Source organism: Vibrio floridensis, assembly GCF_021852965.1.
GTDB classification, from domain to species: Bacteria; Pseudomonadota; Gammaproteobacteria; order Enterobacterales; family Vibrionaceae; genus Vibrio; species Vibrio floridensis.
In genome coordinates this window covers 160,550-176,366 of record NZ_JAKGCY010000003.1, presented here as the reverse complement: position 1 = coordinate 176,366, position 15,817 = coordinate 160,550, and the positions used below count along the sequence as shown (strand labels likewise).

The following is a 15,817-nucleotide window of genomic DNA, read 5'->3' as shown; positions in this document are numbered from 1 at the left end:
CTGATACTACGCCATTGCTGGCAACACAATGGCGTAAGCGAACCCCGAACAAGCTTTCTAGTAGAAAGACGACATTTTTAAGGTGAAACCGTGATTAACGATATTAAAAAAGACGCGCAAGAGCGCATGGAAAAGAGTGTTGAAGCGCTTAAAAACGGCCTGTCTAAAGTTCGTACTGGTCGTGCGCACCCAAGCCTGCTGTCTGGCATCTCTGTAGATTACTACGGTGCAGCAACGCCATTAACCCAAGTAGCGAACGTAATAGCGGAAGATGCGCGTACACTGGCTATCACTGTATTTGATAAAGAGCTGACTCAGAAAGTTGAAAAAGCAATCATGATGTCTGATCTTGGTCTAAACCCAATGTCAGCTGGTACAGTCATTCGTGTTCCACTTCCACCATTAACGGAAGAGCGCCGTAAGGATCTTGTTAAAATCGTTCGTGGTGAAGCTGAAGGTGCTCGAGTAGCCGTACGTAACATCCGTCGTGACGCAAACAGCGATCTTAAAGCTCTACTGAAAGACAAAGAAATTTCTGAAGATGAAGATCGTAAAGCGCAAGACGAAATTCAAAAATTAACAGATGCTGCAGTGAAGAAGATCGATGATGTTCTTGCTGCGAAAGAAAAAGAGTTAATGGAAGTTTAATATTTCTATTGATATCACTGTTGGAAAGCGCTGTGTTCGCAGCACAGCGCTTTTTTGTGTTACTCTACCCAACTGATGGAACTCAGTTAACTCTTTATGCAAAATTCTCAACTCTTCTCAGAATCTCTTCCCAAGCACATTGCCATTATTATGGACGGCAATGGTCGATGGGCAAAATCCAAAGGTAAACCTCGCGTTTTTGGGCATAAGAAAGGCGTCAATGCGGTTCGTAAAACCATCGTTGCGGCTTCCAAACTCAATATTCAAGCAATCACTTTATTTGCTTTTAGTAGTGAAAACTGGCGCCGTCCTGAAGAAGAGGTCGGATTGTTGATGGAACTTTTCATTACCGTGCTTTCTAGCGAAGTAAAGAAGCTACATAAGAACAATCTGCGTTTGCGAATCATCGGCGACACCACACGCTTTAGTGAGCGCCTTCAGAAGAAAATATCAGAAGCCCAAGAGTTAACGGCGAGTAATACTGGAATGGTGATTAATGTTGCTGCCAACTATGGTGGTAAGTGGGACATCACCCAGGCGGTACAAAAAGTAGCTAAGCAAGTTGAAGCAGGGGCACTGTTGGCTGATGCCATTACAGAAGATGAGATTGCTAAACATCTGACCATGTCCGATCTGCCAGAAGTGGACTTGCTGATTCGCACCAGTGGCGAATGCCGTATTAGTAACTTCATGTTATGGCAGATGGCCTACGCTGAAATGTACTTTACGCCCGTATTTTGGCCTGATTTTGGTGAAGATAGCCTGATTGAGGCGATCACTTGGTTTGTGAATCGAGAGCGACGTTTTGGTTGCACGGGTGAGCAAATAAAAGCCCTGATGAGTGCTCAATAAGGAACCAATAGTTTGAAACAAAGAATAATTACTGCACTAATTCTTGCGCCTCTGGTAGTGCTTGGAATTTTTGAGTTGCCACTTTCCCTATTCATTACCGCATTGGTCGCGGTGACCTTATTAGGTTTTTGGGAGTGGACTCAGTTTGTTGACACACAGTCACGTATTAAAGCCATGGTGCCAGCGGTTGTCGTCACTATCGGCAGCCTATTCTGGATTGATGGCGATTCAGCCAGCCAGAATCAAATTGGCTTGCCGCACTATTTGATGCTAGCTGCGGGTACAGCCTGGTGGCTCTATGCCAGTGCTTTGGCTATTACTTACCCCAAATCAACACAGAGTTGGCAAGGCCACAAACCTCTTCGTCACCTTTTTGGCTTGCTTACCCTTATCCCTTTTATGTGGAGCGTGATTTTATTGCGTGCGGTTGACGTGGAAAATGCCCCTTATTTTGGTGCAAAACTGGTGATGTTTGTGTGCCTCTTGGTTTGGGCGGCAGACAGTGGAGCATACTTTGCTGGCAAGAGCTTAGGCAAACGTAAAATGGCACCCAAAGTGAGTCCAAATAAAACCATCGAAGGCTTAATTGGCGGAGTCATCACCGCGGTCATCGTAGGTTGGGCGTTTTCTGGTTGGTTTGATATACCGTTTTCCAGCCCACTGCATATGGTTTTGATCACACTTGCTACGGTTGTAATATCAGTGTTAGGCGACTTAGTGGAAAGTATGTTTAAGCGAGAGTCTGGAATTAAGGACAGCAGCAACATTATTCCGGGGCACGGTGGTATTCTCGATCGCATTGATAGCCTTACCGCTGCATTCCCAATTTTTGCTCTTCTTTATTTCTTGTTCTGACAATAACAAGGGGAAGTGTCACCATTTCCCCTTGTTTCTTTATTCGGTCATCAGTTATGCAAAAGCTCACGATTCTTGGTGCAACAGGCTCAATTGGTGCCAGCACGTTAAAAGTAGTTGAACAAAACCCTGATAAGTTTTCTGTGGTTGCCTTAGCCGCAGATTCTAACGTGGAAAAAATGCAGCAGCTTTGTGGAAAATGGCAACCTGAATACGCAGTGATGGCGAATAAGGACGCTGCTTTACGTCTTGAACGAGTATTAGCCAGTTCGGCGATACACACCAAAGTACTTGGTGGAGAAGATGGGCTCAGTTATGTGGCGACGTTATCAAATGTCGACAGCGTAATGGCAGCAATTGTTGGTGCTGCTGGCTTGGTTCCAACCATGGCTGCGGTGAAAGCGGGTAAGCGCATTCTGCTCGCCAACAAGGAAGCGTTGGTGATGTCAGGGCAATTGTTTATTGATGAAGTGGCCAAATCAGGTGCGCAACTACTGCCTGTTGACAGTGAACACAATGCGATATTTCAGTGTTTGCCGGAAGCGGTTCAAATGCAGCTCGGTCGCTGCGATCTGTCTGAACATGGTATCAATCATATCTTATTGACAGGATCGGGTGGTCCATTTCGCTACACTGAAGTGGAACAGTTAGAGCTTGTCACACCAGAGCAAGCGGTTGCTCATCCAAACTGGTCGATGGGACCGAAAATTTCCGTTGATTCGGCGACGATGATGAACAAAGGGCTGGAATACATCGAAGCGAAGTGGTTGTTTAACGCGCAGAGAGAGCAGCTCAAAGTTATTGTTCATCCACAGTCGGTGATCCACTCAATGGTGCAATATATCGATGGCTCTGTACTGGCACAATTGGGTGAACCAGATATGGCCACACCCATTGCATTAACGATGTCTTATCCAGAGCGTGTGCGTGCAGGTGTTAAACCACTTGATTTTACACAGGTCGGTGAGTTGACATTTTTGCAACCAGACTTTGCGCGTTACCCATGTTTAGAGTTAGCTATAGAAGCGTGTTACATGGGGCAACATGCCACCACTGCATTGAATGCGGCCAACGAAGTTGCGGTGGCGGCATTTCTTGAACGTCAAATGAAATTCACCGATATCGCGCGAGTGAACTGCTCAGTTTTAAACCAAGTCAGTAAGCAGACGTTTACAGCAGGCCTGGATAACTTGGAAAGCCTTCTAGAGCTCGATAGAATGGCAAGAATGTTGGCCAATCAAGTCATTAGAGAGCGTACACAATGACAGATATTTTATGGAATCTAGTTTCTTTCATCGTTGCACTGGGCATTTTGGTGGCCGTGCACGAGTTTGGTCATTTTTGGGTCGCGCGTCGCTGTGGCGTGAGAGTAGAGAAGTTTTCAATTGGCTTCGGTAAATCCATTTGGAGTAAGGTTGGCCAAGACGGCACCGAGTACAGTATTTCCGTGATTCCTTTAGGGGGCTACGTCAAAATGCTGGATGGACGCGTTGATGAACTCAATGACGATGACCGTCAATATGCTTTTGATAGCAAACCGTTATGGAAACGCACTTCCATCGTAGCTGCTGGGCCGATATTTAACTTCTTGTTTGCGATTTTTGCCTACTGGTTGGTCTTTATTATCGGTGTGCCTGCCGTTAAGCCTGTTATAGGGCAAGTGACACCGCACTCGATTGTTGCAAAGGCGGGAATTGAAACGGGAATGGAACTAAAAGCCATTTCAGGTATCAAAACTTCGAACTGGGAATCTGTCAACATGCAACTCATCTCTCATATAGGTGATGATCAGATGACAGTTACCGTGGCACCAGCCGATGAAATTGGTTTTGAGCGTACCGTTGCACTAGATATTCGTGATTGGAAGTTTGATCCGGAAAACGAGTCAGCCATGCTGTCGCTAGGTTTCAGACCCTATTCACCTGAGATTTATACTCGTTTGGTCAATGTCTCACAAGGTGGAGCAGGCGAACGTTCAGGCCTTGAAGTTGGCGATAAATTACTCTCAATTAATGCTCAGGCGATTGAGCATTGGGAAAATGTCGTCGAGTGGATTCGTTCCAACCCAGATACACCGTTGTCTATCACGGTAGAGCGTGCGGGAGAAAGGATTGAACTAACTCTTACGCCAGACAGCAGAACCCTTTCAGATGGGAGTGTGATCGGATTTGCAGGTATTGCTCCTGAAGTCGCAGAATGGCCTGAAAGTTATCGCTTCGATCTCCAATTTGGTGTATTCGAATCAGTAGGTAAAGCGGTAGAGAAAACGGGGCAGGTCATAGACCTCACTGTTAGCATGTTGAAAAAACTGGTAACGGGTGATGTGGGTTTGAATAACCTTAGCGGACCTATCTCAATTGCTAAAGGGGCAGGCGCTACCGCAGATTATGGTTTAGTCTATTTCCTTGGTTTTTTGGCTTTAATCAGCATTAACCTAGGAATTATTAACTTAGTGCCTTTGCCTATGTTAGATGGTGGGCACTTGTTGTTTTTTGCCATTGAGGCAGTCATTCGACGCCCTGTGCCAGAGAAGATTCAGGAAATGGGATACCGCATTGGCGGTGCCGTTATTTTCTCACTGATGGCGCTGGCATTATTTAATGATTTTACACGTCTGTGATGGTTCAGAGACGATAGAGCAGTAGCAAGGAATAATTAAAACAATTATGGCGATCAAGCAGATTCTGTTCGCAACATTATTGGCAACCAGCGTGTCCGCAAACGGAGCCCAAGACTTTGTTGTACAAGACATTAAAATTGAAGGTTTGCAGCGTGTAGCACTCGGTGCTGCATTGCTGAAAATGCCTGTGCGCGTGGGCGATACGGTCGAGCAAAAAGATGTTTCTGCCATTATTAAAGCACTGTACGCTTCAGGGAACTTTGAAGACGTTAAAGTGCTTCGTGATGGTGATGTGCTCATCGTGCAAGTGAAAGAGCGTCCAACGATTGCGAGCATTTCGTTTTCTGGCAACAAAGCGATCAAAGAGGAGCAACTTCAGCAGAACCTCGAGGCATCGGGTATTCGTGAAGGTGAATCACTCGATCGCACCACGATCAGCAATATTGAGAAAGGTCTAGAAGACTTTTATTACAGTGTTGGTAAATACAATGCGACAGTAAAAGCGGTTGTGACACCACTTCCTCGTAATCGCGCTGATTTAAAGTTCGTTTTCACCGAAGGTGTGTCCGCTAAGATCCAACAAATTAACTTTATCGGCAATACCGTGTATTCCGATGAAGAGCTGTTGTCGCGTTTCAACTTGAACGTGGATGTGCCGTGGTGGAACTTTCTTGCTGATGAGAAATACCAGAAACAAGTGTTGTCTGGTGATATCGAAGCGTTACGCTCTTTCTACCTTGACCGCGGCTATTTGAAGTTCAATGTTGAATCAACCCAAGTTGCTATTTCACCCGATAAAAAAGGCGTCTACATCACTCTTGTGCTGGATGAGGGCGAACCTTATAGCGTCAAGGATGTTAACTTCCGTGGTGAACTGATTGGTAAAGAGGAAGAGTTTAAGGCTCTCGTGCCTTTCGAAACGGGTGAAACGTATAACGGTTCTGCCGTCACCACGCTTGAAGAAAACATCAAACGTGTGCTTGGAGAAGCGGGTTATGCCTATCCGAAAGTAGGTACGATTCCAGAGTTCGACGATGAGAACAAACAAGTATCGCTGCTTGTGCATGTCGAGGCTGGAAATCGAATCTATGTTCGTGACATCCGTTTTACCGGCAACAACTCAACGCGCGATGAGGTTCTTCGCCGCGAAATGCGCCAAATGGAAGGCAGCTGGCTGAACTCAAAAGCGATTGATACAGGTAAAACGCGTTTGAATCGTCTTGGTTTCTTTGAAACGGTGGATGTTCAAACGGTTCGTGTACCAGGTAGCGACGATCAAGTGGACTTGGTTTACAACGTCAAAGAGGCGAACTCAGGCAGCGTAAACTTTGGTGTTGGTTACGGTACTGAATCAGGCGTGAGTTTCCAAATCGGTTTACAGCAAGATAACTTCATTGGCAGTGGTAACCGCGTTGGTATCAGCGCGATGATGAACGACTACCAAAAGAACGTGAGCTTAGATTATCGAGACCCATACTGGAACCTCGATGGCGTGAGTCTAGGTGGTAAGATCTTCTATAACGAGTTTGAAGCATCTGAAGCGGGTATTGTTGACTATACCAACGAAAGCTATGGAGCCAACTTGACGTGGGGTTTCCCCTTTGATGAGTTGAATCGTTTTGAAATTGGTGTGGGTTATACTCACAACAAGATTGGTAACTTGTCACCTTACTTGCAAGTAGAACAGTTCCTACAAGCACAAGCGTCGAATATTGACTCCGATGGGGCTTTAAATACCAATGACTTTGATGTCACACTGTCGTGGACACGTAACAACCTGAACCGTGGTTACTTCCCAACTGCAGGTAACCATCAGCGCGCATTTTACAAGATGACCGTACCTGGCTCTGACGTTCAGTACTTCAAAATGCAGTACGATGTGAGACAGTATGTTCCGTTAACGAAGAAACATGAGTTCACTTTGTTATTCCGTGGTCGCTTGGGTTACGGTAATGGTTATGGTCAAACGGATGGCAATGATAACTTGTTCCCATTCTACGAAAACTACTACGCCGGCGGCTTTACCACCTTACGTGGTTTCGGTTCCAACTCTGCGGGTCCGAAAGCGGTGTATCGTGAGTACAGTGGTTCAAACAACGGTTCGGATACTGCGACTGACGATTCTGTCGGTGGTAATGCGGTGGCATTAGCCAGTATTGAGCTGATTGTCCCAACACCGTTTGCTTCTGAGGAAGCGCGCAGTCAAATTCGTACCAGTGTTTTCTACGACATGGCGAGTGTTTGGGATACGGAGTTTGACTACCGCAGTTCTGGTGCCGATTATGGCAATCAGTACTATCATGACTACTCCGACCCCACCAATTACCGTTCATCTTACGGTGTAGCGTTGCAATGGATGTCGCCGATGGGACCTTTGGTCTTCTCGCTAGCGAAACCTATTAATATTTACGAAGGTGACGACGAAGAATTCTTCACTTTCACAATCGGCAGAACCTTCTAAAAACAGAGGAAATGATTTTGAACAAAATGATCAAAGCGGCTGGTGTTGGCCTTCTAGTACTAAGTTCTTCTATGTTTGCAACGGCAGCTGAAGCTGCTCAGAAAGTTGCTTACATCAACACCGCGCAAGTTTTCCAAGCACTACCCCAGCGTGAAGTAGTGTTGCAGAAAATGCAGGAAGAGTTCAAAGACAAGGCCGCTGAACTGCAAGCGATTCAAGCGGAAGCAAAGACTAAAATTGAAAAGCTAAAGCGCGATGGCGAGCTTTTAGGGCAAGAAGAAGTTGAGAAACTACGTATTGAGATTGGTCAGCTAGACAGCAAATACAAGATCAAAGCCCAAGCACTAGAGCAAGCGAGCGCGCGCCGCGAAGCGGAAGAGAAGCAAAAACTGTTTAAGGTGATTCAGGACGCAGTCAAAGTGGTTGCGGAAAAAGAAGGCTACGACATGGTCATCGACATCACTGCACTGCAATATGGCAAGCCTGAGTACAATATTTCTGAGAAAGTGATTAAATCCATTAAATAATTATTCTTATGATGACACTGACATTAGCTGAATTAGCAAAAATTACCGGGGGAGAGTTGCACGGAGATGAAACGGTTTGCGTTTCGCGTGTGGCTCCAATGGATAAAGCGGGTGAAGGAGACGTCACGTTTCTTTCCAATCCAAAATACGCAGTACATCTAGCCGAGTGCAAGGCGACGGTTGTGATGCTGAAGGCGGATCAACGTAAGCATTGCTCTGGTCATGTTCTCGTGGTCGGCGATCCTTATGTTGCTTTTGCAAAAGTAGCACAAGCTCTGGATACCACCCCAAAACCCGCTGATGGCATTGCGCCATCCGCAGTGATCGCCTCTGATGCGATATTGGGACAGAACGTTTCGATTGGTGCAAATGCAGTGATCGAAACAGGGGTGACGCTTGGTGATAATGTTGTCATCGGTGCGGGTTGCTTTATCGGTAAAAATGCCACAATAGGTCAAAATACCAAGTTGTGGGCTAATGTCACTATCTATCATCAAGTTCAAATTGGTACTGACTGCCTAGTTCAATCTGGCACCGTGATCGGTTCGGATGGTTTTGGTTATGCGAACGACCGTGGCGAGTGGATTAAGATTCCGCAGTTGGGTTCCGTGCGTATCGGTAACCGTGTGGAAATTGGCGCATGTACCACCATCGACCGTGGTGCGCTTGATGATACGATCATCGAAGACAATGTGGTGTTGGATAACCAACTGCAAATCGCGCACAACGTGCACATCGGATATGGTACCGTGATGCCTGGTGGTACAGTAGTTGCCGGCAGTACCAAAATTGGTAAGTATTGTGCGATTGGTGGTGCATCGGTGATCAACGGTCATATTACCATTGCTGATGGTGTCAATATCACTGGCATGGGCATGGTGATGCGTAGTATCGAAGAAAAAGGTGTCTATTCTTCGGGCATTCCGTTGCAAACCAACAAAGAGTGGCGTAAAACCGCCGCTCGAGTCCATCGCATTGAAGAAATGAATAAGCGTTTGAAGGCGGTTGAGAAAATCGTAGAGCAGAAAAAGGAAGATTAATTCCAATTTCTTGCAAAAGGCTCGCCAAAAGCGAGTCTTTTTCTTCTATAATGACGCGCTATATTTCCAAGAATTAATATAGGAATAAGACTTTGACTACTGAAAAGAAAACGATGAACATCTCTGAAATTCAAGAGTTATTACCTCATCGCTACCCATTCTTGATGATCGACCGTGTTGTAGATTTCCAAGAAGAAAAATATCTTCATGCGATTAAAAATGTGTCGGTTAACGAACCTCAGTTTACAGGTCATTTCCCACAACTTCCGGTTTTTCCGGGCGTACTGATTCTTGAAGCGATGGCTCAAGCTACGGGATTACTGGCGTTTAAATCATTCGGTGCACCGTCTGAGAACGAGCTGTACTACTTCGCTAGTGTGGATGGTGCTAAGTTCCGTAAACCCGTAGTGCCAGGTGACCAACTGGTCATCGAAGTTGAGTTTATTAAAGAGCGTCGTGGTATTGCTGCTTTCACTGGTGTGGCGAAAGTGGATGGCGATGTAGTCTGTTCTGCTGAACTAAAATGTGCTCGTAGAGAGTTTTAATATGATTGATGCAACTGCGCAAATTCACCCAACCGCGGTGGTAGAAGAAGGCGCTGTGATTGGTGCCAATGTAAAAATAGGTCCTTTTTGCTATGTGGATAGCAAAGTAGAAATTGGTGAAGGCACGGAGCTGCTTTCTCATGTCGTCGTCAAGGGACCGACTAAAATTGGTAAAGAGAATCGCATTTTTCAGTTTGCATCAATTGGTGAAGCGTGTCAGGACCTCAAATTTGCGGGTGAAGATACGCAGCTCGTGATTGGTGATCGCAATACCATTCGTGAAAGTGTCACCATGCACCGTGGTACGGTTCAAGACAAAGGCATTACCATCGTTGGTAGTGATAACCTATTCATGATCAATGCGCACGTTGCCCATGATTGTGTGATTGGCGACCGCTGTATTTTTGCCAACAACGCTACCTTAGCTGGGCACGTCAAAGTCGGTAACCAAGCGATTGTTGGTGGTATGTCCGCGATCCATCAGTTCTGTCATATCGGTGATCACTGTATGCTGGGTGGTGGTTCTATTGTCGTTCAAGATGTGCCGCCATATGTGATGGCACAAGGCAATCACTGCGCACCGTTTGGCATCAATGTGGAAGGTTTGAAGCGCCGCGGCTTCGAGAAGAAAGAAATTCTTGCTATTCGCCGTGCATACAAAACGCTTTACCGCAGTGGTTTAACCCTAGAAGCGGCAAAAGAAGAAATCGCGAAAGAGACGGAAGCGTTTCCTGCGGTTAAGCTGTTTTTGGAGTTTTTGGAAAAATCACAGCGTGGCATTATTCGCTAGTCGCTCGGATTTGACATACTGTACAAAAGATCGCCGTCTCTGATGGCGGTCTTTTTGTGTTTTTAGCGTGGAACAAAAAAGGTCTGTAAACCATGAGCAACAAGCCATTGCGTATTGGAATTGTCGCTGGAGAGCTCTCTGGTGATACGCTAGGTGAAGGCTTTATTAAAGCAATCAAAGCCGTTCATCCTGATGCAGAATTTGTCGGTATCGGTGGGCCAAAGATGATCGCTCAAGGCTGCCAGTCGCTGTTTGATATGGAAGAGTTGGCGGTGATGGGGCTGGTGGAAGTCTTGGGGCGCTTACCTCGCTTACTGAAAGTGAAAGCGGAACTGGTGCGTTACTTTACCGAAAATCCCCCTGATGTATTTGTCGGTATTGACGCGCCAGACTTTAACTTACGCCTTGAGTTAGATCTGAAAAACGCCGGAATTAAAACGGTGCATTATGTGAGTCCTTCGGTTTGGGCTTGGCGTCAAAAACGCATTTTCAAAATTGCGAAAGCCACCCATTTGGTATTGGCATTTCTGCCCTTCGAAAAAGCGTTTTACGACAAATTTAATGTCCCTTGTGAGTTTATTGGCCATACTCTCGCCGATGCTATTCCGTTGGAATCAGACAAAGCGCCAGCTCGTGAGTTGCTCGGGTTGGAACAAGATAAGCAATGGCTGGCAGTGCTGCCAGGCAGCCGCGGTAGTGAGTTGAAAATGCTGTCGCAGCCATTCATTGAAACGTGTAAGAAACTGCAGCAGGCATTCCCAGAACTGGGATTTGTTGTCGCGCTAGTCAACCAAAAACGCCGCGAGCAGTTTGAACAAGCGTGGAAAGAATACGCGCCAGAGTTGGATTTCAAACTGGTGGATGATACCGCGCGAAATGTTATTACTGCCTCAGATGCGGTCATGCTGGCCTCAGGTACCGTGGCACTCGAATGCATGTTACTTAAGCGTCCAATGGTGGTGGGCTATCGTGTCAATGCTGTGACGGCTTTCCTCGCTAAGCGCTTGCTTAAAACCCAATACGTCTCGTTGCCAAACATTCTGGCCGACACTGAGTTGGTAAAAGAATATCTTCAAGATGACTGCACGCCAGACAATTTGTTTGGCGAGGTATCTCGCTTGTTAGAAGGTGACAACCACCAAATGTTGGATAAGTTCACCGAGATGCATCATTGGATCCGCAAAGATGCCGACCAACAAGCGGCTAATGCAGTGTTAAAGTTAATTGAGAAATAGAAGATGGCAGCAAAAGAAACCAAAGAGTTACCTCCTTTTGAATATCCTCAGGGCTATTACTGCATTGCGGGGGTGGATGAAGTGGGGCGAGGTCCACTGGTGGGGGATGTCGTCACCGCTGCGGTGATTTTAGATCCGAACAATCCGATAGAAGGGTTGAACGATTCAAAAAAACTGAGCGAAAAAAAACGCTTAGCCTTGTTGCCAGAAATTCAAGAGAAAGCGCTGGCGTGGGCTGTTGGCCGCTGTTCGCCAGAAGAAATCGACCAGTTGAACATCTTGCAAGCAACCATGGTGGCGATGCAACGCGCGGTTGAAGGACTGGCTGTTAAGCCTGATCTGGTGCTTATTGACGGCAACCGTTGCCCAGCTTTACCAATGGACAGCCAAGCTGTGGTCAAAGGTGACTTACGCGTAGCTCAAATCAGTGCGGCTTCGATCATCGCCAAAGTAGTACGTGACCAAGAGATGGAAGAACTCGACAAGCAGTACCCACAATTTGGTTTTGCTCAGCACAAAGGCTACCCAACCAAAGCGCATTTTGAAGCGATAGAAAAGCATGGTGTGATTGATCAGCATCGTAAGAGCTTTAAGCCAGTCAAAAAAGCCTTGGGTATTGAAGAGTAAGCGCTTACCAGTCGTCCAAACTACACGTTTTCCCAAGAGTTAAGGGTGTCACTTGCCCCTTTTATTGGGGTAAAATCACCAGCAAATAGAAGTTTAAAATGGTATCACGTCATGTCTGACCCTAAATTTGTCCACTTGCGAATACACAGCGATTTTTCGATGGTGGATGGCATCAATAAAGTTCCGGCTCTGGTCAAACAGGTGGCGGCGCTGGGTATGCCAGCAATGGCATTGACAGACTTTACCAACCTATGTGGCTTGGTGAAATTTTATGGCGCGGCCCATGGCAACGGAGTCAAGCCAATCATTGGCGCTGATTTCAAAATGCAATCGCCCGAATTGGGTGACGAACTTACCCAGCTAACGGTCTTGGCTGCCGATAATACCGGCTACAAAAACCTGACCCTGCTGATTTCCAAAGCCTACTTGCGAGGTCATGTTCAACATCAACCTGTTATCGATAAAGAGTGGTTGATTGAGTTATCAGAAGGATTAATCATCCTTTCAGGTGCTCGTAACGGTGAAATAGGTAAGGCACTGCTGAAAGGCAATCAAAAATTGGTCGAAAGCTGTGTGGCGTTTTACCAGCAACACTTTGCCGACCGTTTCTACCTAGAGTTGATCCGAACGGGCCGTTCAGATGAAGAAACCTACCTTCATTTTGCCATCGAACTGGCAGAGCAATACGATCTCCCTGTGGTGGCCACTAACGAAGTGGTCTTTATTGGACAAGAGCTGTTCGACGCTCACGAAATTCGCGTTGCGATTCATGATGGCTATACGTTAGAAGATCCACGTCGTCCTAAAAATTACAGCCCTCAGCAATATTTACGCACCGAAGAAGAGATGTGCGAGCTGTTTGCCGATATTCCTGAAGCGCTTGAAAACAGTGTTGAGATCGCCAAGCGCTGCAACGTCACTGTGCGTCTTTGGGAATACTTCCTTCCAGCATTTCCGACCGAAGGAATGCCGGAAACCGATTTCTTGGTGATGAAATCCAGAGAAGGTTTGGAAGAGCGTCTTGAGTTCTTGTTTCCAGACCCAGAAGTGCGCGCTAAACGTCGCCCAGAATACGATGAACGCCTACAAATTGAACTCGATGTGATTAACCAAATGGGCTTCCCTGGTTACTTCCTGATCGTAATGGAGTTCATCCAGTGGTCGAAAGACAACGCCATACCTGTTGGTCCTGGCCGTGGTTCGGGTGCGGGTTCGTTGGTGGCATACGCATTGAAAATCACCGACCTTGATCCGTTGGAATATGATCTGCTGTTCGAACGTTTCTTGAACCCAGAACGTGTATCCATGCCCGATTTCGACGTCGACTTCTGTATGGATAAGCGTGACCAAGTGATTGATCACGTGGCCGAAATGTATGGCCGAGATGCGGTATCACAGATCATCACCTTCGGGACCATGGCAGCCAAAGCTGTTATTCGCGATGTGGGCCGAGTACTTGGCCACCCGTTTGGTTTTGTTGATCGCATTTCAAAATTGGTGCCGCCCGATCCAGGTATGACGCTGGAAAAAGCCTTTAAGGCGGAACCGGCATTACCTGAGCTGTATGAAGCTGATGAGGAAGTGAAAGAGCTCATCGACATGTGCCGCATTTTGGAAGGCTGTACACGAAATGCCGGTAAGCACGCGGGTGGGGTGGTGATCTCCCCAACCACGATCACCGATTTTGCGCCGATTTACGCCGATGCGGAAGGTAATTTCCCCGTTACTCAGTTTGATAAAAACGACGTTGAAACCGCCGGTTTGGTCAAGTTTGACTTCTTGGGACTGCGCACTTTAACCATTATCGACTGGGCTTTGGGGCTGATTAACCCGCGCTTAGGACGTGAAGGCAAAGCGCCAGTTCGCATTGAGTCCATCCCGCTCGACGATCCGGCATCGTTCCGTATATTGCAAAACTCGGAAACGACAGCGGTATTTCAGCTTGAATCGCGCGGCATGAAAGAGCTGATCAAACGCCTTCAGCCGGACTGTTTTGAAGACATCATCGCACTGGTGGCGCTGTTCCGTCCGGGGCCGTTGCAATCGGGCATGGTAGATAACTTTATCGACCGTAAACATGGCCGAGAAGCCATCTCTTACCCGGATGAGAAGTGGCAACATGAGTCGTTAAAAGAGATTCTTGACCCAACCTACGGCATCATCCTGTATCAAGAACAGGTTATGCAAATCGCTCAGGTACTCTCTGGGTATACCCTTGGTGGTGCGGACATGCTGCGCCGTGCTATGGGTAAGAAAAAACCAGAAGAGATGGCCAAGCAGCGCGCTACCTTCGAAGAAGGCGCGGTGAAAAATGGCGTCGATGGCGAGTTGGCGATGAAAATCTTCGACTTGGTAGAGAAATTTGCGGGCTACGGTTTCAACAAATCGCACTCTGCTGCCTACGCTTTGGTGTCATATCAAACCCTTTGGCTGAAAACTCATTATCCAGCCGAGTTCATGGCCGCGGTAATGACCGCCGATATGGACAACACTGAAAAAGTGGTTGGCTTGGTGGACGAATGTTTTCGCATGAAACTCACGGTACTACCACCGGATATTAACTCAGGTCTGTACCGTTTCAACGTGGACGAAAATGGCGCAATTGTTTACGGTATCGGTGCGATCAAAGGGGTTGGTGAAGGCCCGATTGACGTTATTTTGGAAGCGCGCAACAAAGGTGGGCACTTCAAAGACTTGTTTGACTTCTGTGCACGCATTGACTTGAAGAAAGTCAACAAGCGCGTGATTGAAAAGCTGATTTATGCAGGGGCATTAGACCGACTTGGCCCGCATCGTGCTGCATTAATGGCGTCATTGGATGACGCGGTGAAAGCGGCGAGCCAACACCATCAAGCGGAAGCGTTTGGCCAAGCCGATATGTTTGGTGTTTTGACCGATGCACCTGAAGAGGTGGAACACAAATACATTCAAGTGGAACCTTGGCCAGAAAAAGTGTGGCTTGAAGGGGAACGTGAAACGCTGGGCCTTTATTTGACAGGGCACCCAGTTAATGCGTATCTCACGGAACTCAATAAGTACACCAGTTGTCGATTAAAAGACGCCACCCCAACGCGTCGTGATCAGTCACTGACACTGGCTGGCTTAGTGATCGCCGCCCGTGTGATGACCACCAAGCGTGGTACACGCATCGGTATCATGACATTGGATGATCGCAGCGGTCGTATGGAAGTAATGTTGTTCTCAGATGCGTTAGAACGGTATGCAGATCTACTGGAAAAAGATAAAATCTTGGTGGTTTCTGGACAGGTCAGCTTTGATGACTTCAATGGTGGCCTTAAAATGACGGCTCGCGAAGTTATGGACCTCGGTTCTGCGCGTGAAAAATACGCCAGAGGGGTGTCTGTTTCGATTGCTGCCTCACAGATTGATGACCAGTTTTTTGAGCGCTTTAGTCGGATCTTAGAACCGCATAAAGCCGGAACAATTCCTGTCAATGTATACTACCAGCGTGCCGACGCCAGAGCGCGGTTAACATTGGGCACGGAATGGCGAGTAACGCCTAGTGATACATTACTTGATGAATTAAAAATGTTGCTTGGTAAAGACCAGGTAGAACTCGAATTTAACTAAATTTGGCTAACCGAGCCGAATCAACA

General features: G+C 46.9%; 13 protein-coding genes. All 13 read left to right on the top strand.

The window, feature by feature from the left end; translation table 11 throughout:
- The first annotated feature begins 90 nt into the window (after positions 1-90).
- Positions 91-648: a ribosome recycling factor gene (gene frr, locus LZU85_RS07125; RefSeq protein WP_176297415.1), complete on the top strand. Its 558-nt coding sequence runs from the start codon at positions 91-93 to the stop codon at positions 646-648.
- Between the two features lie 96 nt (positions 649-744).
- The gene (locus tag LZU85_RS07120) at positions 745-1,500 is read left to right on the top strand and encodes an isoprenyl transferase (RefSeq protein ID WP_176297416.1); all 756 of its coding nucleotides are present in this window, start codon (positions 745-747) and stop codon (positions 1,498-1,500) included.
- Positions 1,501-1,512: 12 nt separating this feature from the next.
- Complete coding sequence (locus LZU85_RS07115) at positions 1,513-2,355, top strand: phosphatidate cytidylyltransferase (protein WP_176297417.1); 843 nt, start codon at positions 1,513-1,515, stop codon at positions 2,353-2,355.
- A 56-nt stretch (positions 2,356-2,411) separates the two neighbouring features.
- The gene (gene ispC, locus LZU85_RS07110) at positions 2,412-3,620 is read left to right on the top strand and encodes a 1-deoxy-D-xylulose-5-phosphate reductoisomerase (protein WP_237286771.1); all 1,209 of its coding nucleotides are present in this window, start codon (positions 2,412-2,414) and stop codon (positions 3,618-3,620) included.
- Positions 3,617-4,975: a sigma E protease regulator RseP gene (rseP, locus tag LZU85_RS07105; RefSeq protein ID WP_237286770.1), complete on the top strand. Its 1,359-nt coding sequence runs from the start codon at positions 3,617-3,619 to the stop codon at positions 4,973-4,975. The genes ispC and rseP overlap by 4 nt, the downstream gene beginning before the upstream one ends.
- 46 nt (positions 4,976-5,021) lie before the next feature.
- Complete coding sequence (bamA, locus tag LZU85_RS07100) at positions 5,022-7,436, top strand: outer membrane protein assembly factor BamA (protein WP_176297420.1); 2,415 nt, start codon at positions 5,022-5,024, stop codon at positions 7,434-7,436.
- Between the two features lie 26 nt (positions 7,437-7,462).
- Complete coding sequence (locus LZU85_RS07095) at positions 7,463-7,963, top strand: OmpH family outer membrane protein (protein ID WP_011079771.1); 501 nt, start codon at positions 7,463-7,465, stop codon at positions 7,961-7,963.
- An 8-nt stretch (positions 7,964-7,971) separates the two neighbouring features.
- Positions 7,972-9,003, top strand: coding sequence for a UDP-3-O-(3-hydroxymyristoyl)glucosamine N-acyltransferase (lpxD, locus tag LZU85_RS07090; RefSeq protein WP_176297421.1), 1,032 nt, complete (start codon positions 7,972-7,974; stop codon positions 9,001-9,003).
- 92 nt (positions 9,004-9,095) lie between these two features.
- Positions 9,096-9,548, top strand: a complete 453-nt coding sequence (gene fabZ / locus LZU85_RS07085; protein ID WP_176297422.1) for a 3-hydroxyacyl-ACP dehydratase FabZ — start codon at positions 9,096-9,098, stop codon at positions 9,546-9,548.
- A 1-nt stretch (position 9,549) separates the two neighbouring features.
- Positions 9,550-10,338 (top strand): acyl-ACP--UDP-N-acetylglucosamine O-acyltransferase, encoded by a 789-nt coding sequence (gene lpxA, locus LZU85_RS07080; protein ID WP_176297423.1) that lies wholly within the window; start codon positions 9,550-9,552, stop codon positions 10,336-10,338.
- Positions 10,339-10,430: 92 nt separating this feature from the next.
- Positions 10,431-11,573, top strand: coding sequence for a lipid-A-disaccharide synthase (gene lpxB / locus LZU85_RS07075; protein WP_017790041.1), 1,143 nt, complete (start codon positions 10,431-10,433; stop codon positions 11,571-11,573).
- Between the two features lie 3 nt (positions 11,574-11,576).
- The gene (rnhB, locus tag LZU85_RS07070) at positions 11,577-12,200 is read left to right on the top strand and encodes a ribonuclease HII (protein WP_158105026.1); all 624 of its coding nucleotides are present in this window, start codon (positions 11,577-11,579) and stop codon (positions 12,198-12,200) included.
- A gap of 111 nt (positions 12,201-12,311) precedes the next feature.
- A complete protein-coding gene (gene dnaE / locus LZU85_RS07065) occupies positions 12,312-15,791 on the top strand; it encodes a DNA polymerase III subunit alpha (RefSeq protein WP_237286769.1) in 3,480 nt (1,159 codons plus the stop codon).
- Positions 15,792-15,817: the final 26 nt, after the last annotated feature.